The sequence below is a fragment of the Ruegeria sp. C12 genome (assembly GCF_056537745.1).
This window is the reverse complement of sequence record NZ_JBQFSA010000001.1, coordinates 298163-321229: the sequence shown is the minus strand read 5'-3', so window position 1 is coordinate 321229 and position 23067 is coordinate 298163. Positions and strand designations below refer to the sequence as shown.

The following is a 23067-nucleotide window of genomic DNA, read 5'->3' as shown; positions in this document are numbered from 1 at the left end:
TGAGATGACAATTGTGCTGATCCTAATCGCCCTTTTAGCGGCCGTCCTGCTGGTCATGCACCTCTGGACCCGGCATCTGACCAACGAGGGGTTCAAAACTGTTCCGCAGTTGGGGCAGATCGTTCCTGTCACCGGGGGCAGCATTCACTATGTTGAAAAAGGCAACCCCGAGGCGCAGACCATTGTCATGATCCATGGACTGGCGGGGCAGTTGCAGCATTTCACCTATGCTTTGGTCGACGCGCTGGCCGATGAATATCACGTCATCGCCCTGGATCGCCCCGGATGTGGCTACTCGACCCGCGAAGCGCCCGAGGTCGGGCGGCTGCCGGAACAGGCCCGGATGATCAACGAATTTCTTGAAGTCAAAGGCATATCCGACGCGGTGCTGGTGGGGCATTCCCTGGGCGGCGCGCTGTCACTGGCCATCGCGCTGGATTACCCGAACCGGGTGGCAGCCCTTGCCCTGCTGGCACCGCTGACCCACAAGATGCCCGCCCCGCCAGTGATCTTCAAATCGCTGGAAATCCGTTCGGAATGGATACGCAATCTGGTGGGCAACACGCTGGCGGTTCCGATTGCCGCCAAAACGGCCCCCCATTCCCTGCATTTCGCCTTTGACCCGGAACCGGTGCCGGACGATTTTCTAAGCCGCGCGGGCGGGGCATTGGGGTTAAGACCGTCAGCCTTCGTCACCGCCTCGCAGGATCTTGTCGGCGTGGATGACAGCATCGCAGCCCAAAGCGCCCGCTACCCCGAACTGCGAACCCCGGGCGGCGTATTCTACGGCGCGCAGGACACGATCCTGTCTCCGGCGCTGCACGGACCTCCGATGACGGAGTTTGGGTTGTTCTACGAAGAGGTTGACGGTTTGGGCCACATGACGCCAATCACGGTTCCGGACCAGTGCGCAGATTTCATCCGCAGGGTCATTCAATCCGCTGCGGACACATCGAATTCCGGCGAGGACGAAAACACGCAAACGATCTGAAAGAATCCGCTGTGATCCGGTCTTTTCCCCCTTGACCCTCCCCAGCGGCTCCCTTAAATCGCCTCTCACTCATGGCGGAGTAGCTCAGTTGGTTAGAGCAGCGGAATCATAATCCGCGTGTCGGGGGTTCAAGTCCCTCCTCCGCTACCACATCACACAAACTAAAATACTGATTTCCATATGAAATCTCTTTCAGTTTGACCTTTGTCCCGCCATCTTTCCCGCCACTTGGTTTCTCAAACACCAATTTGGAAAGGAAACGAGATGACGACCGATTCACCAAAAGAACTCTGCGACGAAATGTTAGGGTTAGCCATGGAAACCGCTGGCCTGGCAGCAGCTTTGGATAACGCGATTTACTATGACAACGGAAGCTTACTGGGCATGCACCCGCAAACACGAAAGGCCCTAGACGGCATCGTGAAGTCACTGTGCAGATCCACGGATACGCTTGTCGATCAGATCGAAGCGCTCGATCTTGCCGTCGACTGGCCGGCGTCAACAAAGCCAAAGCTGGTGCAAAGCTGATCAGCACTTTGGTCGGCCGGACATGTTGCGCCGGTCGGCCTTACTCGTCGCCCAATTCGCGACACCCCCACCCCCTTTACATACGGTCACTTGAGACCCCCGCCCCCAAAAATCGGCGCGCGTGTGTAGTCATCCATGCAACCGCTCACGACGAAGTACAAAACTGTTTTTTGATTCTTTTGGGAGGCATCCCTTAATTCGCTAATCCCATCTGCCACCACGATATCGCCAACGCCTTGAAGCGCGCGCCCTCCCGGTCTGAATGATAGGATTTCATTGGCGTCGAGATTCTAAATGGACACGGTTTGAAACATTAACCGGAGATTACAGATCGTTTCATTGCCTGCCTTCTCAGCTTAACACCTCTCCTCATTTGCCAGCCAGTTTGTAGAATTACGGTTAGTTTTCCAGCTTCGGCCGGACGATCCGTTTCATCAAAGTTACCACCCGTCGCAGCCCTATGCAGAGCTTTCCACTCATCTTTCGTGTTCTTTAGAGCCCTAGGGTAGTCAGCGAAAAGTTGGTTTTGCATACCATTTAAGTTGTGCAACTTGGCAAGAATTTGTGCCATCAGCTTTGGATGGTCGGCTCCCAGATCTTTGGCCGACTCACCCCAAAAACTCGTGCAATCTTCTAAAAGGCTGTCGATAACGCTGCAGATATACTCAGCGTCCGCATCCCTGGTCGCCTCTTTCCGGAAAGCGGTGCCAAACCAGTAATCGAGAATTCTCTTGATGATTGGGCCGACTATCGTCCCGACCAGCGCAGAGAAGAAAATTGACCAAGTCAGGCGACGTGCTCCCGATCTGCTTCGTCGGCAACATACTGCCAAGCTTCATCTTTATACACTTCGCTGTCAGCATCTTCAGCCACGATCGTGAGTAATTCTTTGACCTTCCGAAGGGTCAAACCCGCGCGTATTAGGCCACCGAACGCTTCCTCTAGAAACGATGCAGGGAAACCAGCGGCGTCGTCAAAAACAACCTCCACCTTCTCACCTTTTTCAAGGTGTGGAAGTAAGAACTTCTCGCGAAAATCTTGGCCATTGCCTTCTCCGTGCCGAGGATACCGACCACCGGGAAATTTATTGAAGTCTTTGGCGACAGCTATTCTAACCATTGCTAGCTCCATTCCCTTTTAATGCGCCCAGAGGGATGCTCCATTCTACCAACGTACCACCTATATGTAGATCGTGGTCTAATTTTTTAAGGGTTTTGTCACGGCTGAGCGACAGATCTCCCTTTCCACTGATGATGCGCAAGTAACCTTCACCGGACAGTCGGATGGCATCACGCATCTTATCGAGGCCCTTTCCCCGCTCTGCTTTGTGCGTTCGCGTTCGCCCCACTTCGAAGGCGCTTTCAATAACGTTGGCTTCGGGGCTTCCACCAGCTATCTCGGCCAGCTTCGCTCTCACTGAAGGCCAAAAATCGCTATTGGTAGGAACGCACGCTGGTATGCCGACTCCCTGATCATAAACAAAGAACCTTAAGGAATCACTACTCGGATCATAACAACTAGTTGCCCACCAGCGATGACCGGCGTACGGAAACTTCGGCCTTTGGCCTAGATCAATGTATCCATGGTCTAAGCAGTTCAGGACCGCTTCATCCAAAGCCCCGAACACAAACTTTTTGCTACTGAAGACCACGCCCAACTCTTGAAGCCAAGTTTGCAGTTTCGCTATGCTTGATCCGTCACGTCGTGTGTCTGATTGTAGTCTCAGCAGTACAAGTTCTTCGGGGTCACAATCCTGCAATCGCTTTGATCGTATTCCAAGCAGATCGAACACACCTAGGTCGTGCAGCAAAGTCTGAACTCTTGGTGACCAGTCGCGTTTACCTTTAGCTTTCAGTCCGCCTTTTCTGTTTAGAGACCAACGATGAAGCTCGGCAGCAAGAACGACGGCTGCTGGCACCGAAATTCGGTTAACCTTGGAAAGATCAATTGCAAACGGCTGAGGTTCAGTAAGCCCCTTCCGCTTGGCAATTTTGTTAGTGAAAATCGCAGATTTCAAATCAAGGAAGAACTTAATTGTCTCTCCACCATTGTGCGAGAAGCTTAGCACCGTAGGTGCAGTCAAAGTTACTGGTTTATATTTCTCTTCGCCCTTCCAAAGCCGACGCTTCAGACGTTTGTCCCATCGTTTCTTCGCTATGGCAGCGAGTCCAATTTGCTTGCTTCTTGGTATATATTTCATTTTGCCTTCGCCGCGATTTGCCAAGCAAACTCATCAACGACCATCTCCAAAAACGCAAGATGCAATAGTTCAACCAAGCGACCAATGGTTGCCCACTGTGCCTCAGTCGGTGCGGAGATAGAGTGAATATGGGAGTTGTTTTAGTGGTCGAAAGCTATGTTTTTGGCAAGCATTGTCGATATCTTAACGGTTCCGATCACATGGCATACTTAAACCACACGTCCGCGAGGCGCTGGGCATTCTGCCTACTGACTTCCAAAATCTGGCACATTTTGCAGTTCTAGCATGTGAGAGATCAGACACCATCCCGACCTAGCACCAATAGCACAGGCCACACTTTCTTCGATGTTGCGCAACATAGCCAATAGACCCCACAAGTTGTTGCCAAATAACGCGCGAACGATCTTTTCGAGGTCTTTGTTTGAAATCTGTCCATTTCTGGCACCATGCTGAGAAATAGCGATGATCCGGGCAAAGACCCCCTTAGCTTGACAAACCAAGTAACGCCAAGACTAGTCCTATTAGAACGGTAGCTAACTGACCAAGGCTGGCATCCAGAAATTTCTCCGCAATGTACCTCAATGGAGCCACAATCACCTCAAGCGCTGCTTTCACGCGCAACAAGCCACTTTTCAACAAGTAACGTCCGGCGTTCAGTTCGGCTGGCAAATACTCTCTGGCGTCACCTTCCAAACTATTACTCTCCGTGACCTGCGCGGCAATTGTATCAAGCCGATCTGCAATCTCTTGTATCTCTGGTGAGTTGTGATCAATGCGCACAAACCTATCCGACCCCGGTATAGAACCTCCCTCAAGCCTTCGCCTCAAATATCGGTCAAGTTCGCGATGATGAGGAGCGAAAAAATTGCTGACAAATTGGAAGCTTGCATCGTTGTAGTTCCCGTGACGTTCATAAAAATAGCTTCCGATAAGTCCTTCAAAGCTGATTGCATCTGCGACCAGCGCGCGTATCAGGCATAGCTGAGCAGCGATTCTCCGATCCTTGTCCAACGGCCAATCAAATGTGTTGTTCCCCATACCGCTTTGTTCAATAAGCATTGTCTGTGAAACCTCTTCGAGAGTTATCAGATCTCCCAACTCAGTGACGATGACCGAAAAACGGTCCGGTGCGTTGTCTAGCAGGTGGAGCCAACGCGCTAAGACTTTGGGGCATTCCGTAAATTTGGTATCAAAAGCAAGTTGTGCAGTTTCATCCAGTTCTTCAAGAAAGTAGTGTTCATCATCGTCAATCATTTGAAATCTCTTATATCTGCGCGGTCTCTATAGCCTTAAGGGCCAAATGAAAGCTCTAGAACAGTAGCACCACAAAAAGCGAAAGGGATGCGATTATTTACGCCAATATCACACAAATCAACCAACCTGCTTCGCTTTCACAGCGCAAGTGCGCCACTCAGATGGCCTTGACCACAACCGAAACAAAGGAAAGAAAAAGGAACGCATTCTACATCCCATCGGCCCGGTTAAGGGGGCTGGGTCACTACCTTGGCCATCGGGACGTTATTCGTCGCCTTATCAAGAAACGGCATCGACACCCGGCCTGCAGTGTTTCACGCTCCTTAGTCAGCGGCTATTCGATAAACTGAATCCAGAACACTCTGGTGAGAAGTCAGATAGTGCTCTGCTAAGAACATGATCTTCGCCCAGTCGTAGTAGTCTTTGTGTTCTTCTGGCAGTTGGTACCGGCCTAACGGCAGATCCAGGAGTTCCATGCAATGTTCGCGGTAAAATGTGGTCAATTCCCGCGCTAGACCTCTTTCGTCGCTCAAGGGGTCGTCCCGATCTTGCTGTTTTCTAATCTCGTCAACGAGAGACTTAGACAATCGTGCTCGGGGTAAGTATTTTTTTGTTAGTGAGTTTGGCAGCATCGCGTCCTGAAAGGCCAAATAAATCAAGAGTGGAGCATCTAGCGGTACATTTGGATAGCACCGCAACGCCAACTCAACTTTGAGCAACAATCGCTTTATTTGTCTCATCGTGAGTTTACTAATCGGAGCTAGTGTTTTAGCCAGTTCAGCTGCTCGCGATGGCGAGAACTCATGACCGCGTCCAAACGGCTCGCCAAAGGGCAAGCCAATTGCCAAATCATATGCGGCTTGACCCAAAAACTCCTTGGTCGTTGGCAAGTTCAGGCGAATATCGACAAACTTATCGAGGTACTTTTCATCTTCGACAACTGCGCCGAACAAGCGCCCCGCCAAACGCTCTAAGTGATCTGCATTTACCATCAGCACGAATACGTAGCCGTCTTGATTGAATACCAGTTTCATCGCTTCAAGCAGCGAGATCGCGTATTCTGGGTGGCAACGGTCGAGCTCATCAATCAAGATCACAACTCTTTCGGTAGCCTTCCCAGAAGTAAGTGCTGCTCTCAGCGCCTTCATTTGATCAGGCATTTCTTGCGTGCGGACTCTCTCTGCAGCAATTTGCGCCGTCAGCTGCGCACTTAATGACTTTGACGCTTCTTTGCCGAAATCTGAGACAATCGCATCAAGATCACTTTCGTCTCCATCGCCTTTTAACCAACTCTCAAGGCCTTCAATTGCTTCCTCCCCAGCTTTTCGGGCGGCGAAACTAGCAAGGAGTTTTGCTGTACCGAGAGCTACTACCGCTCCGTTTGCCAGCGCCTTCGTCCACAGTGTTTTCTCAGCTGGTTCCAGGCTCTCCATCAAGGCAGCAAGAAATGTAACGACGGGATCGCCTAAGTGGTCGGATTGCTGTGCATCGATTTCAATAACGACTTCGCCAACTTCCCGGAGATGTTTCGCCCACGCTTCCCGGAAGAATGTTTTGCCTCGACCAAAGCCAGCCTCAATTGAAACCACTTTTGAGTCGTCAATTGACTGAATCAGGTTTGTGTATGTTTCACCGATTGCCCTGTACCCCAGCAGGTCACCCTGCCAAGGATCGGGATTAACTTCTTCTGCCATGAAATGTGGCCTCTTTAGAAACTAGATTACCCAAAGCTGTCGAATAATTTTTATTGCAGCAAGAGTTTAACGACACAATTGCAGACCGAGCACAAGCGACTAAATTAACTTGTCTTTGAGTTTTCTTGGTCTTCGGAAAATCCACCGTTTAAGTTGAGAATGGACACAATTGGTTTTGGGCCTTTTTTGCCCGCACCCCTTTGTCCGACCGCCGGTTCGGCGGGCGCAAGCCCAAGGCTTTGCAAGATAGATCTTGCGATTATATTATTGGGCGATTGCTCGTTCTGAAGCACCACCTAAGCTCCCAGCTCTAGCGTAGCCTAGAAAGAGACTGCTTGGTCGCAAAACCTATCTGGTTTACTGGCGTCTGACTGTAGATACGATCTAGTTTCATGCTCAGTGTTTGTATCCGTTTGATCTGTAATATCTAGACAAAGCGCAATTCCAACAGTGATCTCCGCGACGTCCTCAAAGAACTCAACCAATTCATCTACCGGTGGCGGTTGATAAATTCGTGTCAGGACAATGATCCTTGGGTCCAGAGGATAGCGTGCCCTGAGCCCGCAGTACTCAAAAGTCTCTGAATCCTTTTCTGCACTACATCCCAAGGCAAACTGTTTAGTTGAGGATTTTGGGGTCAGGTACAGGAGCCTGAGGCTGTTTTCACTAAACGAGTTGACAGTGTAACCCGGTAACCTGAGTTGCTCAGGAACGGGTTCAGGAAACAGATATCGTTCGCCTGGGCCCGTCGGTGACCACAAGAAATCGGATGTTCTATTTAGTTTATCAATGTGAATTACGGTCTTGTCTAGAAGCGGATTAGCTTTCAACAGGTCATTCAGCCAGTTAATCCTATTCAGTGGAATAAAACCTGGCTCTGCTCCAATCGACGGTATTTCCTCGCCTGTATAAAACACCCTCGATCCAAGTTGGATGGCATGGTGCTCGTCATCCGCTTGCGACGCGTGTGCCGTCAACAAGCCGATAGCAAAGCAAAGCAGAATCATTGATTTAGCAGCCAAGTCATGCTTCCCATGGTTGTATTGTTTAAAAGTTCATCAATCTAGGGAGTTTTCCAAATGTATTACCTGTCCGAACAGCAAGTCAATCAACTCCGTGCTGCAGTGAGCAATGAGAGTGCCACAAACCCTTATGCGGACATGTACGATTTGATATCCGGATTTCTGCAGTCTTCCGACGATTTCGGGACCGTGGCAGATGGAAACGTTCAGGCATGGTTCGGCGCCGCAGGCCAAGCAAATCGAGGCACAGGCGGTGCCTCAGACCTCATCAGAACTTACACTCAAACTCAACTTGAGATACGTACCGGTCAAAGCATCAGCAATATTGAAGGAATTCTTCAACAGGCTTCTGACGAAATCGCACTCGCAGTTCTAGGAGATATTGAAAGTGCTTCTACGATTATCAACGGAGAAACCTATTATGCACTCCCCAGTGTCCAGCGAATTGGACAACAGGATGCTCTAGCCTCCTTGAGCGCACTCTCTTCGTATTCTGGTAACCTTGCGGTTTGGTCTGGAAATATTCTTTTTCTGGGATTGGGCGAAGGTGAGTTTTGGTATGACAATGTTCTCGAAACTGACGGGGATACATATGATCTTTTTGCGTCCGTTAAGTCATTGATAGCAGGCGGGCTCGACTCTTTGTTTAGCGGCACAGCCGGCGATCTAATCAATCTACAGTGGGAGCAAGGTGTAGATGGGATACAGGAAGCGGCGCAAGTCACAATTGCTGGAATTTCTGCAGCGAACGATTTTTGGACAGATGCTTATGGTGGATTTGCAGGATCAAGTCTTGCAACCATGGTCGGCCCTGCCACACAGATACTGGTAGGGTCCGAGCATTCTGACTTCGGCTTGACAGAAAGCTCCGCGGTCACAGCTAACACATTTATTCATGCAGGCGGGGGAAACGATTTAATTGTTGGGTCCACAGGTAACGATTTCATCGATGGTGGTACAGGCGACGATAGCGTCTCATTTGAGCAGATTACCGCAACCGATATCGAGCTTGTCGCAACGATCCAAAGCATAGACTCGGAGGCAGATTTTTCCGCAATTGTTGACACTGGCGGCGATGATCAGACGGTAATATTCAATGTAGAGAATCTGACGCTTGGACAAAACGATGACACCCTTGTCATATCTGATCTTAGTGGCACTGTTACCTCCCTCGAGTCAGTTCACGGGTCAGAAGAGGATGCGGGTGGCGATACTATTGACTTGTCGTCAGTCGTAGGAACCGGCGCAGATGTGTCCCTAGAGGATGAAACCCTTTCCTTAAAGGATGACACAAAAGTTCTCGAAATCATTGATTTCGAAAACATCATTGGCTCCAATTTTGACGATACGATAACCGGCGACGATCAAAACAATACCATCGAAGGCGGTGCGGGCATTGACCAGATTGACGGATTGGGCGGCGCAGACATCCTCCGTGGGATGGATGGTGACGATGTCATAAATGGCGGTGGACCGACTGGACAGAACGATGAAGAAGAAGTCGACCGGATAGAAGGTGGATCTGGAAACGACACGATTTCGATCCATGCTGGCCAGGCGTATGGTCAAGCGGATAACGACACAATTACCATTCTCGGCGATGGTTCCGCTGGTTCAAGCGGTGATGCCCCGATGGTGCAAGCCTATGGAGGCTCTGGAAACGACACGCTTGATGCGCGCGGATCAACAGGTGAGCACTCCCTCTCCGGCGGTAGTGGCGATGACATCATTTACGGAAATGGTAATAGCACCATTGTTGCCGGATCGGGTGCCGATGAAGTGCACATTGTGACCGGTGACACCCTCGCGGATCGACTAACTACCGAAGACAAGCTTTATATCGACGGGGTCCAGATCAGTGGAAAGTTGGAACGTACCGACACTGAAACCAGCAGACCGGCAGAGGGAGCGGATTTCTTCTGGGGCCACAAGGTTAAGCCAGAGAACGATCCGAACGGCGAATTCGCACTGCCAACAGGCGAGTTGTCAAAACCGCTCTCGTCCTACAATTTTGCTGTTTTCTTCGAGATCAACGCCAGCCAGAGCGAATTCAACGGCACATACAGTTCGGTTTCGTACACGGCTTACATTGTCACCAACCCCAGCACGCTTTCAGTGGAGTATTCCGCCGCGACCGGAGACATGTTTGTGCCCCGGGAGGAGGTGTTAGACAAAGCAGTGGTGATCTCGGATTTCCGACCGGGAGACTTTGGGTTGATGGAGCCTATCGAAGATCAGCAAGGTGAGAATTCCTACGGCTTTTTCTATGACAACCGTAGGGATGATCTGACCTATTATCGCAAAGAAGTCGAGACGGGCATAATCAATGATGAACTCGTGGGGCAAGATGATCTCGAACTCGGCGACCCCGTTCCCGATAATGAAGGCCACCTGCGCGCAGAGGCGGATTTTGAGGAATTAACCGAGGTATTTTCGGATGATTTCGTCAGCGCCTCGACGGGTGCAACCAGCAGCGTTGGAACTGATGGAAGTAACCTCTTTATCGGTTCCGCCCCTTCCAGTTCAGGCGGAGGCGGTCGAGACTATTTTGTCTTGAACAATTCAGCGAACTCCGCGAGCGGCGGTGCCGATCCCGATCTCATGGTAGGTTCTGGAGGAAATGACACACTTAACGGTGATTCAGGCGATGATCGAATCTACGGCGATACGGCGCCTGGTACAGAGTTCTTTGCAACCTTCGACGACCCGCTGACCAGCGATGATGATAACCTGTTTGGCGGAGCCGGGAACGACACTATATACGGCGGCCGCGGTAACGACTTGATTGAAGGTAACGAAGACAACGACCTGCTTTTTGGCGAAGATGGTGACGATACCCTTCTCGGAGGTGACGGAGATGATCGCCTAGAAGGGGGCAATGGTGCCGACAACCTATCCGGCGGCGATGGGGCAGACGAATTAAGAGGCGGCGCCGATGATGACACGCTTGCCGGCGGGTTGGGTTCAGATACCTTTTTGTTCAGAACCGGTGACGGGCAGGATACTATTTCGGACTTCAACCCGGAAGTCGATACAATCGAGATCAATGGCGACACCCTCGATCCAACAGTACCCATCCCCGGGATAACCCTGACCGAGCAGGGGAGCGACGTACTGATCAGCTATGGCACGAATGATACGATCCGGCTTGAAAACACGTCTTTGGCGGCATGGTCAGCAGTGCTTTCCAATGCAGGGGATGACACCCTTGTAGGAACTTCGGCAAACGAGACCTTCTATGCAGGTGCCGGAAACGACACGATTATCGCTGGAGGCGGCAATGACGCTCTGTACGGCGGCACCGGCAACGATTACCTGGAAGGAGGCAGTGGAAGTGACTGGTATCACATCCAACTTGGTGACGGCAACGATATCATTTTGGATCAAAGCGGATCGAGTGATCGGTTGGTTTTTGGGCCAGGTATTACGCAGGACATGGTCGAGCTTTCCGTGTCTGACGCAGATGGCAACGGTGTAGATAACCTCGTTTTCACCATTGCGGGGACATCCCAAACTATTACCTTGAGAGATACGTTCGATGACATCGGCTTCCTTGTGGAGACGATTGACTACGTTCAGTTTGGTAGTCACCACATTCCCAGCCTCACATCGTTTTTTTCCGACAAATACTTCGTCGGTACAGATGGCGATGACAGGTACATTGGGACGACGGGTTCTGAAACCATGCATGGGCAAGCTGGCAACGACTTTATCTTTGGCAGCAACGGACATGACATCATCTATGGTGGAGATGGAAATGACGAGCTTCGCGGTGGCAACGGATTCGATGCCCACTATGGTGGCGACGGCGACGATCTGATTACTGGATGGTATGGCGATGACTATCTCGATGGTGGCGCTGGCAACGACAGGATGTTCGGTGAATACGGCAGTGATCATTACTTCATCGACTTGGGAGATGGGCAAGATACGATATACGACAAAAGCGGGTCGAGCGACCGGCTGATATTCGGCACAGGCATCACAGCTGACATGTTGGAGTTCTCAATTTCCAATATCGATGGTGACAGTTATGACAACATTGTCATAACCATCTCAGGTACAACGCAAACGATAACCTTGGAAGATGCTTTTGATGACATAGGGCTGCTGGATCAAACCGTCGATTACGTCGAATTTTCGGACGGTTCTAGCACCACTTTGGCAGAGTTGTACTCCGCCGAATACTTCGTCGGCACAACCGGGAATGATCGTTATTTGGGAACGGTCTTTGATGACACTATGCACGGCCAAGATGGAGATGACTTCCTCTTTGGTAGCAACGGCAATGACATTATTCACGGCGGAGATGGCAATGATGACGTGTTCGGTGGAAACGGCAACGACGTCCACTACGGCGAAGCTGGCGACGATGTTCTCTTTGCCTGGGAAGGCAATGACGAGTTGTATGGCGGTACTGGAAACGACGATTTACAAGGTGGCAACGGAAACGACCGACTGATGGGCGGAGAAGGAAATGACACTCTGAACGGTGGTTCAGGCGCAGATGTCTTTATCTTCAGTGCTCTGGAATCTTCAGGTGCCGATACTTTGACCGACTTCGCACTGAACACCGACAAAATTGAAATGGCCGACATCACTTACGCGGATCTGAATTTCGTGGATACCGGTTCCGGAACGCGCGTCGAATGGAACAACGGATCAGTAGAGATTGAGAACATTTTGATAGCATCGCTGACCGAAGATCAGTTCTCGTTCGTGTGATATCAAGATGCTGCCGTTCTTTCACACAAGAGGAGCGGCAGTTTCATCCCATTCACCAGCCTTTTGCCACACGGTGCAGGGCGTCTGGAACGCGCGACACAGGACCTCTTACGTGAGCGCAAGACTGTATTGCGAACGAAATCAGCTCTCAACTCATCGCTCCAGACATCGATGCCAACCGCCCATCATTGGACTGGGTAACTGGGCGGCGCATAAACTTACTCTGCCTTTAGAGTGCAACACAATTTAAGATTCTGGTGGTGCGCCGCGGTATTTGTCTTTGTTGCTGATTACTTCATCCTGGGCCTGGCGAAGCGTCATCCCTTGGGCGTCCTGCAAGTGCTGAATCCAGACGCGCATGTTGACCACGCCTGTTTCGCGCTGCCTTTTTGCATCCATATCAGCCAAAGTGGCCTCAACTCGCGCGGCCTGTTCTTCATCGGAGGGTGGTGCAAAGTAGAAGCGACCCGGTAGCGCGTGGATGACATCGTCCTGGTCAAAGTACATCACTGTGTAAGAGGGTAGCACGCTATTGTCGAAGCCAGTCGCGGCGACCTCCTGGCGGGTCTGATAGTCGGAGACCAGCACAATCCGATCGCTGTCGATCCATTTGCGGCTCTTGGCCGCGCGAGGAACGCCAGAAACTCGGCCGGATTGGAAAAGTTCGAAGGAGCTATTGGCGTCCTCACCAAATGCCATCTCGCTCACCGCTTGCTCCAACTGACGCTGCATGAACCCGGTATCTCGCGACCACGCGTGCGAGGCATAAGTCTGTTGCGGAGGATGCCTCATAAGCCCGCGGTTGCCGGAGATCGTATTTGGCCCAACAATCCGAGAGAGTTCGCTCATAGCGCGGTTCTTAGCCAGGGTCTCATCGCCAGTGCGTATATACTGCTCCCGGAAAAGTCGCTGGAAATCAACCATGATCGAGGCTTCTTGGTTTTCCCACAGCGGCACCTCTGGACTCAGGCCGCGGTTTGACAAGAATTTAAGGAAGTCTCCAATCTCAAGGTTCTTAGAGGCGGCCTTAGCTGCGTCGGTTTGGTTTCTTAGCTTCGCGCGGAACTCGGGCGAGTTGTTCTCGATGATGCGCTGAGCAGCCGCGTCTCCCGCCATATACTGAGAAAGTGTCGCGTAGTCGCTTAGCATGTCGCGGAGTTGAGATTTGCCGTCGTACATCTCGATTGCGCCTGGGAAGCGCTCATCGATCTGGTTTAGCTGTTCAAGCGCCATCGTCACACGATTGGGATCGCCCGAGTTTGTCGCACCGCGGATCGCATTGAACCAGCTTTTGGGTGCAATTCCAGTGTTCATCGCGAATTCACCGGCGGCAGCAAAGCCGGAGTCTGAGAGTGGATCTTCGCCATCAAGTAGGAAGTTGTAGGCGTCATTGATCCGTCCCCTTTGCTTACTGTCGAAGGGATCGAAGATGTGAGCCGGATCGAGCGCCTGGTTGATCGTTTGCTGGACGTCAAGCTGATCCTTTCGTTGCTTCCTCAGTTCTGAAACCAACGCATCCTGGGCAGCATCTGAGATGTTGTGATCCTGCTTGATTTCTTGCTCCGTCAGCGTGTCATCATCTGCGGATAGGCGTTCCCGGTATTCGACAGCCGCTGCATCCTCCAAGCGTTTCTTCACCGAGATCAGCCTGCCCAGCTCTCTGGAGGCCATCGCCCGAACCTCTGAATCCTCGATCTGATCGATCTTGGTTTGTTGTGCTGCTAAATCAGACGCTTTCACGGTCATCTTGCGGGCCGCCCAGTCCTTGGCCCAAGCCGCGGACTTACCCTCCAGGAACTCGTTGGCCTCGATAACACCGGCAGGAAGTATATCGCTGACTAGAGTGTTTGGATCTGCGCTCAGCACCTTTACCGCTCCCCCTGCCCCAAAGAAGTGTGCCATGTACTCGGTGGTATCATTCACTGGCAGACCATTTGATTGCAGAACCGCCGCGTTGTTGGAGCGGAAGTGCTGGAATACCTCAGATGAAGCCGCCGGATCTTTGCGCATTTCCAACAACTCGGCACGGCCGAGGCCTTCCGCCCATTTGGCCCCACCCGAGGCCTTCAACGACTTCACTGTCTCCAGCCAAGTGCTTTCTATGAATTGGTGGTGACCGGTTGCTGAGGAGTTTGGATTCTGGGCCGAGGCTTTCCCACCGCTTTCGGCGATGACAACCTTGGCGTCGTAGCTGTCAGAAGTCAGGGAATCCACAATCGCGTTCGCATCGATACCCTTCAAGCGGCCCTGGGCGGCCGTATACAGCCTGGATCGATCCGCAGGAGAAAGATCGGGATCATCAAGCGCGGACATCAACTCCTGACGTTGTTCATCGCTCAACTCCGTTGCACCGCTGAGATCAGTTAGGGATCTCTGGATTGTTGCGGCCTTTGCTGCCCCCCTTGCCCCACGTAGATATGCCTCTGCCTCAGCCGGTGTTTCCGATATGTAGGGCGCGTTTGCCCTGAACGACGAAATCTGTGTGATCTCCTCCCATTTTGCATCGGCTGCTTCTTCATTACCTGCGGCAGTCAAGTTTATGAAATCATCAACAGCCATATCCCGATGCGCGGCAGTGTTCCGGTCGCTTTCCCGTTCCGTTCGTTTTGTCGCCTGATTAAACAGGCCATTGAACCGGCGGCTTGTCTCGGTCCGGGCGTTGGCGAGCAGGTCTTCTTTCAGCGCCCGGGGAATGGTCTCGTCTTCTTCCAGCAGTTTGACATAGCTCTCGGCCGCATCTTTGAAGCCTGCGGGATCGAACTCATACTTGCGGGCCAGTTCAGTGAAACTCTCCGACATATCGATGCTGCGCTGGGACAGGTAGCTGGAGAACGCCGCCGCATTGTGAATATCCGCGTATTTGCCACCAAAGGGTGATCGCTCATCCACCTGCAACTGGCCGTTTTCATCACGATAGACCGCGTCAAACCCGGCTTCCTGCGCCTCCTTCTCGGCGGCGGGCTCGATGAACTCGGCCCCCAACCGCGCCAATTCGGACAGCGCTGCGAAACCCTGCCCGGCCTGCGGTGGTTCTGCGGCTACATTCGAAACCGCGCGCTTGCGGATAACCTCGGGTACTCGTGCCATTTGGATCTACCTCTGTTGTGTAATCCCACGATTGCCACCGACACGCGGTTGGCGCCATGCACCGGCGTGGACACGGCAAGCACCAGTGCATTTCGCGGGCCAGGCACCTCGGCCAAAACAGGGCCATGGACAAACCGAGCTTGAACAATCAATTGCGTAAAAGAGGATGGCGGATCGCCTGCACCAAAGGGAGCGAACTACATCTCGAATGCGTGTGTGCTGGCTGCACTGAGACCGCGACTATGTCGCTCGCTGATCCGCTGGAGCTACCCGATCCATGCGGCGCCAAGCACACCAATGGTTATCACGACGACACGTTCGAGCTTTACCGAAAGATGGTGAGAACACTCAGAGATAAGCGCAGCGTGCTGGGTCTAAGCCAAGAGGATCTGACTGCCGCTATGGGTGTCGCCGATGGATACGTCAACAAGCTGGAAAGCCTGGCACGTGTTGCGACATTCCCGACGTTGCTGCTCTGGGCGCAAACCCTTGGTTTGTCGATCACCACCACCCCGGCACCGCTGCCAAATGCCACGACACGTGCAATCGAGAGCCGTAGAGATCGCCCGTATCAGGCCAACCAAGCGAGATATAAGCATGCTTGATGACAGCCACACAGAGCCTAGCAGGGCGCGTTTTTACCACTACCCCGCCAAATCAGCGTTTGGCCCGCTGGACGAAGCCTCCGCGCCTCTCCGGGCATACCTTGATTTGCTCGGCACTACACCGAACCAGATCGAAACTTAGAAAGATGATTTGATGACGTCGATAAGCTCATATGTCAGCACCCCACCGAACTTCGACAACCTGCGCCTTGGCAAGAACACGGTGGAAGCGCTTGAGGCTATGGCCTGGCAGGGTATCCCCCTTCCCGAAGCCGCCAAGTTGGTGGGGATGCGACGAGGAAACCTCGAACGCGCATTCAATCTCCCGCAGGTCCGCCTGAGATATAACGAACTCACTCAGTATATACGCCAGAACGAGGGGCAGGCCGCGGTAGCCCGTATCCGGGAACTGGCCCGCACCGCAAGCAGCGAACGTGTAAGACTGGAAGCCAACAAGTGGTTAGCAGGAGTGGAGGGCGTAGCCCCCGTTAGCAGGGTGCAGGGTATATACCGGCATAACCACACGTTTGGGGGTTTCGAGTACGAGTTTCGTGATCCGCCGGACGACACCGATACAATAGAAGCAACGGTGGAAGAAGCCAGCAGTATACCCGCCGAAGATATGATCTATGACGATAAAGACTAAGCAAAGCCCTCCAATAGGTAGTGGAAAGTCCCTCACGGGCGGCAGCGCCGCTCTCTGTACCAAGCCAGATAAAAACAATAATTAATTGCCAATGACTGGCACAAAGTTTCGGTCGCAAAAAATATATTGAACTCAAATTATTACGCCGAAATCAGATAAGCTGTGGCAAGCGCCAATCGGCAAGGTTTCTAGGGTTAGGGAGATAAGGGATTTGCAGGAGTTGGCACTCGCACGACGCAAAAATAACCGTCACTTTGCCAACTCAAGCAGTTTGACGACACCCAGCGCCTGCGAACTCAAGTCGAGGCTGGCATCACCGGGGGAACGCTGCCTAATCTGGGGAGTAACACCCCGCCTAAGTTCTTGTGCTAGCTTCAATCGCCCCAATCAGATTGTATTGCGGACGAGCGAGATCGAACGGTTGTCGTATTACATCAGTCGTTCGCCTCTGTCAGAAATCTGGCAACTTCACATTGAGGCAATTCGTATTAAACGGCACGCCCAACGCAGCGCGGCAGCGGAGATCAGTATCCAGATCTGCGTGTATCGAGACCACGCGTGGCCAGCGCATACGAAGTTACCGTAGAAAGCGATGTCCGTCCTGTGTCGATATCAGGCAGCCTGAGGTTTTGAGTGTGTATGGTTCCCCCACCCGCTACCGCCGACAAGGTTAAATTGTCGTTCTCTTGACCCATCATCCCGGTACCTCAAAACCAAACCGCTTGAGGTGGTATCGGGCTTCCGCCATCCCTTTAGGGCTTTTTGCCAGTGATGGCGGGCACCGGCCATCCAGCAATGCGTTCTGGGCGTTGACATTCAGCCGGTCGAATTCATAGGTTTCATGCGAAGTGGAACTGAAATCTCGCCAAGCGCCTGAGCTAAGCCAGTTCTTCGCAAGCTGGATATATCTAGTCTCCGTCCGTTCGCGTTCGACACGCTGTCGATATAATTTTGCGGCCCTTAACAGTGTTTCGCTGTCAATCTCTTTGCGAGTCCTTTTGTAGTTTTTCAAGGCTTCGTCAGGTTGATCCTTTCTAGGATATACATCCCAAAACTCATCGAACTCTTCATTGAGACACTTAGTTTTTCTTCCTTTGGGTTCTTCTTGTAGTAGTTCTTGATCACCTTCTATGAAAGGATCCTCTGCCCCCTTTGGGGGTTTGGGGGTATCTGGTTTTAAATCTGGTTTACTATCTGGTAATGGTCTGACTTTTTTGTCAGATGCTCTGACATTCTGGTCAGATGCATTGACGCCTATGTCAGATGCAATGAATGCCGAGCAGTTGACAGAATACCATTTGGTCCGATCTCTTCGCTCCTCGTTGTATTCTCCGACGATGATGAGATCCGCATCCTGAAGCTTCTCCAAAGCCGTTCTTATCTGGCGTTCTGTGAAGTACGGGAATTGCCGAGAAAATGCCGGTAGGCTGTTGTAGGTCCATACGCGGCCTTCACGAATGTTTGCCCCATTGGCATGGTTCTTCTCACACCACCACAATAGGTTTTGGTAAATTACGGCGGCGTTTACACCGACCAATGATGCAATTTTTGGATCAAACGAGTGTCTGCTCATTTCCTACTTGCCTGCTTCTTGATTTGAAGCGGCGCGGGACGTATCTTGCTTTTGGTCGAAAACAAAATACCGAGCCCCCGCCGAGCTTTGCTGGTGGGGGTTTTGTTTAGGCGGCCAACTTTTCCGCCAGCCAACGATCAATGTCAGCTTGTTTCCAGCGTGCTGCCCCACCGATCTTAATCGGCTTTGGCATTTTGCCGTTTTTGACGTGCCGCCAGATCGTGCTGACCCCGAGGTTCAGCATGGCGGCGACGTCCTTGACGCTTAAAAGAGTGGTTTCCTGCATCATCCGGTGCCTCCAATGGTCTCAGATGATGCGAACTTATCTTCCGGATTACTCTTTGAGATGGGGGCTGAAAGTTAACCCCCACTTCGAAATTCAAGTGGTCGATACTTGCTGTAAAACGCGTTTCTTAGAGTTGAACCTGGAAATTTGAGCTCTGGAGTTGATGGTAAATCTATGGTTTTCGGAACCTTCCATGGTTCACGATCTATTTTGAGATTAGAGGCAACCACTCTATTGTCCAACATTTGGGACAGCGCCAGAAACCTAAAAAACTCACGTTCGGATGTTACCAATCTCCATAAGGTATCAACCCAAGTTTCTTGACTTGTTTCAAGCATCAGAATGTTGAGAGCTGCCCAAAGATGTGCCACATCTCGAAACTCGGAGAACACTCTCTTCACTGATCTTTCGTCAGACGAAAAAGCGCCGCGTTTACGGTTTCCGTTTCGATTTAGCCGTGAGACTGATTTTAAGAGTTCGGAAGTGAAGGCTATTGCCTTTCGCAAGCTTGGTTTTTCATGGTTGTTGACCATCCAATAAAGCTCCGAAAACACTACACCAGCGGTTCTAGCGCGCTCCGATAAACGAAACACCTCATCAAGCTGCACATTTACAGTTCGAGGCAGTTCGTCTCCTAGGAGCAGAGCTTCTGGGCGCTCGTTCTCTGCCGCATGCAAGGATTCAACAACCATCTGGTATGTAAACTTAGCGCTCAGAGGATCATTGGGATACACCATGGTGCAGAATGATCGCCATCCGACAAGTGTTCGAAACTCTCCACTCTTATCCAAGATCGGCAGTTCTCTCGAACTCATGCGCGCACCATCTGAACGACATCACCGGCCTTACCGGAGGCGTAAGCGCCCCAGGCTTCCATGAGGGCACGCCGACGCTCAAAGAGATCTGAACGTGCATAGGCCCGCTCCACTTGATCTCCGTAGGTGTGATGCAACGCAGCTTCCGCAACGGCGCGATCCACTTTGGAGCTTTCGCTGCACCAGTCCCGGAAGGTCGAGCGGAAACCATGGGTTGTAAGGCCCTCGCGTTTCATTCGGTTCATCAGGGCTTTGAATACGGTATCTGACATTGGCTTGGCCCGGCCGTCCTTGCCACGCTGGACGCTAGGAAAGACAAGCTCCCTATCAAGCCCTTTCACCCTCTCCAATACTTCCAGCGCCTCCGAACAAAGCGGGACACGGTGCGGCAGGCGTCGTTTCGTTCTATCGGCTGGGACTGTCCAAACACCGTCCACGATTTCTTCCCAGCGCGCGCCGCGGGCTTCGCCGGATCTGACAGCGGTCAGGATAATGAATTCCAAGCATCTCGCCGAGATACCGTCACGGTCACCAAGATCAGCAACGAACCCAGGCAGATCCTGCCAACGTAGGGACGCCATATGTTCGGGCCGGTGTTTGATAGCTGGTAGTGCTTTGACTACGCCGTTGACTGGGTTTTCGTGAGGGTAATGACCAGCACCCTTCGCCCAATCGAAGACCGATGCGATCCGCTGTTTAACTCGCTTTGCGGTATCGTGTTTCGCCGCCCAAATCGGTGAAAGCGCAGCAAGCACATCTGCGGGCGTCACAGTTTCAATCGGCCTTTCGCCGAAATGCGGGAACACGTCATTTTCTAATGAGGCTATCCACTTCTTGGCGTGTTTCTCATTGCTCCACGTTGGGAGAAGACCCTTGTGCACTTTTCGAGCCGCTTGCTCGAATGTTAGTTCCCCTCGCTTACGCACCGCGTCAGGATCGCCGCCCTCGCGGGCGATTTTTCTTAATTCGCGGGCTTGTTCACGCGCCTCCAAAAGCGACACAAGATTTGCGGATCCCAACCCTAGTTCGCGGCGCCGACCGTGAACAATAGTTCGAAGTATCCATGATTTCGCGCCATTTGGACCCACTCGCAGGTATAGACCCTCGCCGTCGCCATACATTCCGGGCTCTTGCAGACTGCTGATTTTCTTTACGGTTAGCTTGGGCATCAGGTTCCTTCGATCCGTCCAACCAGTTTTTGTCCCACCAGTTCTTGTCCCGCCATTTGTCCCACCTGCGGTGGTGGGACAGCGTGAAACAGACTGATAACGCTTGATAGCGAGTGAGATTGAACATATCAATATTGCAAGAGAAATCGAGACAGAATGGGAAAAGGTGAGAGACCAATTTGGTAGCCTCCTCCGCTACCAAAATTCCCGACAACAGATGGTTTGAATGTCCCCTTGGCGGGCTCATTGGGCGTTGAGCGCTGGGATTGTTGCTAAAGCCCCGACAGATCCACCAGTGGCGTGGCGCGGGTGACGTCGAATGTGTGCAGCCCATCAGACCGCTCGACACTGACCTGAAACTTCTGAGTTGCTTCGAACCGATCAAAATAGGCGAATTCGATTGTGTTCAGCGCCTCGATGCTCTGACATTGGATCACGTAATCGGCCTGAAACTCGGACAGTTCGGGGGTCTCGGATGGGCTTGTTTCGGCTCCGATCGCCTGGGTTGGCGCACCCTGCGCATCAGATGTCAGGGCCACATTCGCCGAGGCAGTAAAGCATCCGGCTTCTTCCGGAAGTACGAACAACTCCAATGGCTTAGACAGGTCCGAAATTGCCACCGCAACCATGGCGCGGTCCTCATCCGAGGCGGCAGGCCGCTCGAACCCGACAATATCCGCGCTGGGAACTGCCAGAGACAGTGCAAACTCGGCACCCGAAAATTGAATGGCTAACCGTCCGGTCCCACGTTCAGGCTGGCTTTCCAGCTGCGTTGCCTGGGCCGTGACAGCCGCCGGCAAAAGGGACAATGCCAAAACCGCGCATTTCATTAACCAAGTACCACCAAAATAGAATCACACCGATCAGTTTAGCCCGAATCCCCTGTTGCGCAACGCAAGCCCCGCGTTCAGGCCTCGCCAGATATGGGGAATAAGCGGGTGATTGCTACCTTGCCCGGCTTAATTTCCGACAATAAAACTCAGGTTGACAAATCTGACTTAATCACTCAGTTATTGATACATAACTCTATGTGGCCACTCGCCCACTTAGCCGTTTCTGACAGGAAAGACTGAACCCTCATGACCAGATTATTGACCGCTGCCAGCGCTTTAACACTTTGTGCCGCAACCAGCGCCTTGGCCGGTGATGCACCCGCAAAAGCCGATGTTCTGAACACCTATGCCGACATCGCCGAAGCCAAATATGACGACAGCCTGATCGCGGCAAAATCGCTGCAAGCGGCCGTTAACGCCCTGATCGCCGATCCGTCGGATGCCACGCTGAACGCCGCCCGCGCGGCCTGGCTGGCGGCGCGTGTTCCCTACCAGCAGACCGAGGTCTATCGCTTTGGCAATGCCATCGTTGATGACTGGGAAGGCAAGGTGAACGCATGGCCGCTGGACGAAGGGATGATCGACTATGTTGACGCCTCTTACGGTGGGCCCAGCGACGAAAACGAGTTCGCCGTTCTGAACGTCATTGCCAACCCAAGCTTTGATCTGTCGGGCAACACGGTTGACGCGTCCCAGATCACGCCGGAGCTGCTGGCCGACACGCTGCACGAGGCAGATGGGGTCGAGGCAAACGTCGCCACCGGCTACCACGCGATCGAGTTCCTTTTGTGGGGTCAGGATCTGAACGGCCACGGTGCTGGCGCGGGCAACCGTCCGGCCACCGACTATGCGCAGGGCGATGACTGCACCAACGGCAATTGCGACCGCCGCGCGCAATATCTGAGCGCTGCCACCGATCTGCTGGTCAGCGATCTGGAATGGATGGCGGCACAGTGGGCCGAAGGTGGAGAAGCCCGCGCCGCTCTGACCCAAAACGAAGACGCTGGCATCAGTGCAATCCTGACCGGCATGGGTTCGCTGTCATATGGGGAAACCGCAGGTGAACGCATGCGGTTGGGCGTGATGCTGAACGATCCAGAAGAAGAGCATTCGTGCTTTGCCGACAACACCCATAACGACCACTACTATAACGGGGTTGGCATCCAGAACGTCTATCTGGGCAGCTATACCCGTATCGACGGTACGCCGGTCAGCGGCGCATCGCTGTCGGAGCTGGTGATCGCAAGCGATCCTGCGCTGGACGCGGAAATGAAGACCAAGCTGGCAAACACGATGCTGGCGCTTGGCGTGATGAAATCGACCGCCGAGGCCGGATTTGCCTATGACCAGATGCTGGAACGCGGCAATGCCGGTGGCGAGGCGCTGATCATGGGCGGCGTCAACGGCCTGATCGACCAGACCAAGACCATCGAACGCATCGTCACAGCACTTGAGCTTGACAACATCGAGTTCGAAGGCTCGGACAGCCTGGACAACCCCGACGCGGTTTTCCACTAAACGGCCCCGTCGGTCGGAAACGGGGCGACACCTCGGTTCCGACCGGTCTGGTCACGAAGACGTATGAAAGCGCGCTGGACCTGAAACAAATAACCTACTATTTAAGTAAGAAATCTAACGA

18 protein-coding genes and 1 tRNA gene are annotated in these 23067 nt (G+C 52.6%); 7 read left to right on the top strand and 12 right to left on the bottom strand.

Annotated features, from left to right (window positions below):
* Nucleotides 1-4 precede the first annotated feature (4 nt).
* The 3 genes from ACR0C9_RS01480 to ACR0C9_RS01470 all read left to right on the top strand — a co-directional run bounded on the left by ACR0C9_RS01480 (nucleotide 5) and on the right by ACR0C9_RS01470 (nucleotide 1519).
* Complete coding sequence (locus ACR0C9_RS01480) at nucleotides 5-991, top strand: alpha/beta fold hydrolase (protein WP_170622966.1); 987 nt, start codon at nucleotides 5-7, stop codon at nucleotides 989-991.
* Between the two features lie 73 nt (nucleotides 992-1064).
* Nucleotides 1065-1141, top strand: a tRNA-Met gene (locus ACR0C9_RS01475).
* Between the two features lie 114 nt (nucleotides 1142-1255).
* Nucleotides 1256-1519 (top strand): hypothetical protein, encoded by a 264-nt coding sequence (locus tag ACR0C9_RS01470; protein WP_480780221.1) that lies wholly within the window; start codon nucleotides 1256-1258, stop codon nucleotides 1517-1519.
* Between the two features lie 313 nt (nucleotides 1520-1832).
* On the opposite strand, the gene ACR0C9_RS01465 is transcribed toward ACR0C9_RS01470, so the two are convergent.
* The 6 genes from ACR0C9_RS01465 to ACR0C9_RS01440 all read right to left on the bottom strand — a co-directional run bounded on the left by ACR0C9_RS01465 (nucleotide 1833) and on the right by ACR0C9_RS01440 (nucleotide 7689).
* On the bottom strand, nucleotides 1833-2090 hold the full coding sequence (locus ACR0C9_RS01465) for a hypothetical protein (protein WP_480780220.1): 258 nt from the start codon (nucleotides 2088-2090) through the stop codon (nucleotides 1833-1835).
* Nucleotides 2091-2305: 215 nt separating this feature from the next.
* Nucleotides 2306-2638, bottom strand: a complete 333-nt coding sequence (locus ACR0C9_RS01460) for an STAS-like domain-containing protein (protein WP_480780219.1) — start codon at nucleotides 2636-2638, stop codon at nucleotides 2306-2308.
* A complete protein-coding gene (locus ACR0C9_RS01455) occupies nucleotides 2631-3743 on the bottom strand; it encodes a hypothetical protein (RefSeq protein WP_480780218.1) in 1113 nt (370 codons plus the stop codon). The genes ACR0C9_RS01460 and ACR0C9_RS01455 overlap by 8 nt, the downstream gene beginning before the upstream one ends.
* 459 nt (nucleotides 3744-4202) lie before the next feature.
* Nucleotides 4203-4973, bottom strand: coding sequence for a hypothetical protein (locus ACR0C9_RS01450; RefSeq protein ID WP_480780217.1), 771 nt, complete (start codon nucleotides 4971-4973; stop codon nucleotides 4203-4205).
* 323 nt (nucleotides 4974-5296) lie between these two features.
* A complete protein-coding gene (locus ACR0C9_RS01445) occupies nucleotides 5297-6667 on the bottom strand; it encodes a KAP family P-loop NTPase fold protein (RefSeq protein ID WP_480780216.1) in 1371 nt (456 codons plus the stop codon).
* 320 nt (nucleotides 6668-6987) lie between these two features.
* A complete protein-coding gene (locus ACR0C9_RS01440; protein ID WP_480780215.1) occupies nucleotides 6988-7689 on the bottom strand; it encodes a hypothetical protein in 702 nt (233 codons plus the stop codon).
* A 57-nt stretch (nucleotides 7690-7746) separates the two neighbouring features.
* On the opposite strand from ACR0C9_RS01440, the gene ACR0C9_RS01435 reads away from it, so the two are divergent.
* Nucleotides 7747-12414, top strand: a complete 4668-nt coding sequence (locus tag ACR0C9_RS01435) for a hypothetical protein (protein ID WP_480780214.1) — start codon at nucleotides 7747-7749, stop codon at nucleotides 12412-12414.
* Nucleotides 12415-12660: 246 nt separating this feature from the next.
* Here the strand turns inward: ACR0C9_RS01435 and ACR0C9_RS01430 are convergent, their stop codons facing one another.
* Nucleotides 12661-15501 (bottom strand): hypothetical protein, encoded by a 2841-nt coding sequence (locus ACR0C9_RS01430; RefSeq protein WP_480780213.1) that lies wholly within the window; start codon nucleotides 15499-15501, stop codon nucleotides 12661-12663.
* Nucleotides 15502-15626: 125 nt separating this feature from the next.
* On the opposite strand from ACR0C9_RS01430, the gene ACR0C9_RS01425 reads away from it, so the two are divergent.
* Both ACR0C9_RS01425 and ACR0C9_RS01420 read left to right on the top strand, forming a co-directional pair.
* On the top strand, nucleotides 15627-16106 hold the full coding sequence (locus tag ACR0C9_RS01425) for a helix-turn-helix domain-containing protein (RefSeq protein ID WP_480780212.1): 480 nt from the start codon (nucleotides 15627-15629) through the stop codon (nucleotides 16104-16106).
* Between the two features lie 154 nt (nucleotides 16107-16260).
* On the top strand, nucleotides 16261-16752 hold the full coding sequence (locus ACR0C9_RS01420; RefSeq protein WP_480780211.1) for a hypothetical protein: 492 nt from the start codon (nucleotides 16261-16263) through the stop codon (nucleotides 16750-16752).
* Nucleotides 16753-17446: 694 nt separating this feature from the next.
* Here the strand turns inward: ACR0C9_RS01420 and ACR0C9_RS01415 are convergent.
* The 5 genes from ACR0C9_RS01415 to ACR0C9_RS01395 form a co-directional block, all read right to left on the bottom strand.
* Complete coding sequence (locus ACR0C9_RS01415) at nucleotides 17447-18325, bottom strand: hypothetical protein (protein WP_480780210.1); 879 nt, start codon at nucleotides 18323-18325, stop codon at nucleotides 17447-17449.
* 106 nt (nucleotides 18326-18431) lie between these two features.
* On the bottom strand, nucleotides 18432-18614 hold the full coding sequence (locus ACR0C9_RS01410; protein WP_480780209.1) for a helix-turn-helix transcriptional regulator: 183 nt from the start codon (nucleotides 18612-18614) through the stop codon (nucleotides 18432-18434).
* A 71-nt stretch (nucleotides 18615-18685) separates the two neighbouring features.
* The gene (locus tag ACR0C9_RS01405) at nucleotides 18686-19348 is read right to left on the bottom strand and encodes a hypothetical protein (protein ID WP_480780208.1); all 663 of its coding nucleotides are present in this window, start codon (nucleotides 19346-19348) and stop codon (nucleotides 18686-18688) included.
* 74 nt (nucleotides 19349-19422) lie between these two features.
* Nucleotides 19423-20595 carry a tyrosine-type recombinase/integrase gene (locus ACR0C9_RS01400; RefSeq protein WP_480780207.1) on the bottom strand — a complete coding sequence of 391 codons (1173 nt, stop codon included), beginning with the start codon at nucleotides 20593-20595 and terminating at the stop codon, nucleotides 19423-19425.
* A 272-nt stretch (nucleotides 20596-20867) separates the two neighbouring features.
* Nucleotides 20868-21404 carry a ZrgA family zinc uptake protein gene (locus ACR0C9_RS01395; protein WP_170622964.1) on the bottom strand — a complete coding sequence of 179 codons (537 nt, stop codon included), beginning with the start codon at nucleotides 21402-21404 and terminating at the stop codon, nucleotides 20868-20870.
* Nucleotides 21405-21674: 270 nt separating this feature from the next.
* Between ACR0C9_RS01395 and ACR0C9_RS01390 the strand changes: the two genes are divergently transcribed.
* The gene (locus ACR0C9_RS01390) at nucleotides 21675-22946 is read left to right on the top strand and encodes an imelysin family protein (RefSeq protein WP_170622962.1); all 1272 of its coding nucleotides are present in this window, start codon (nucleotides 21675-21677) and stop codon (nucleotides 22944-22946) included.
* Nucleotides 22947-23067: the final 121 nt, after the last annotated feature.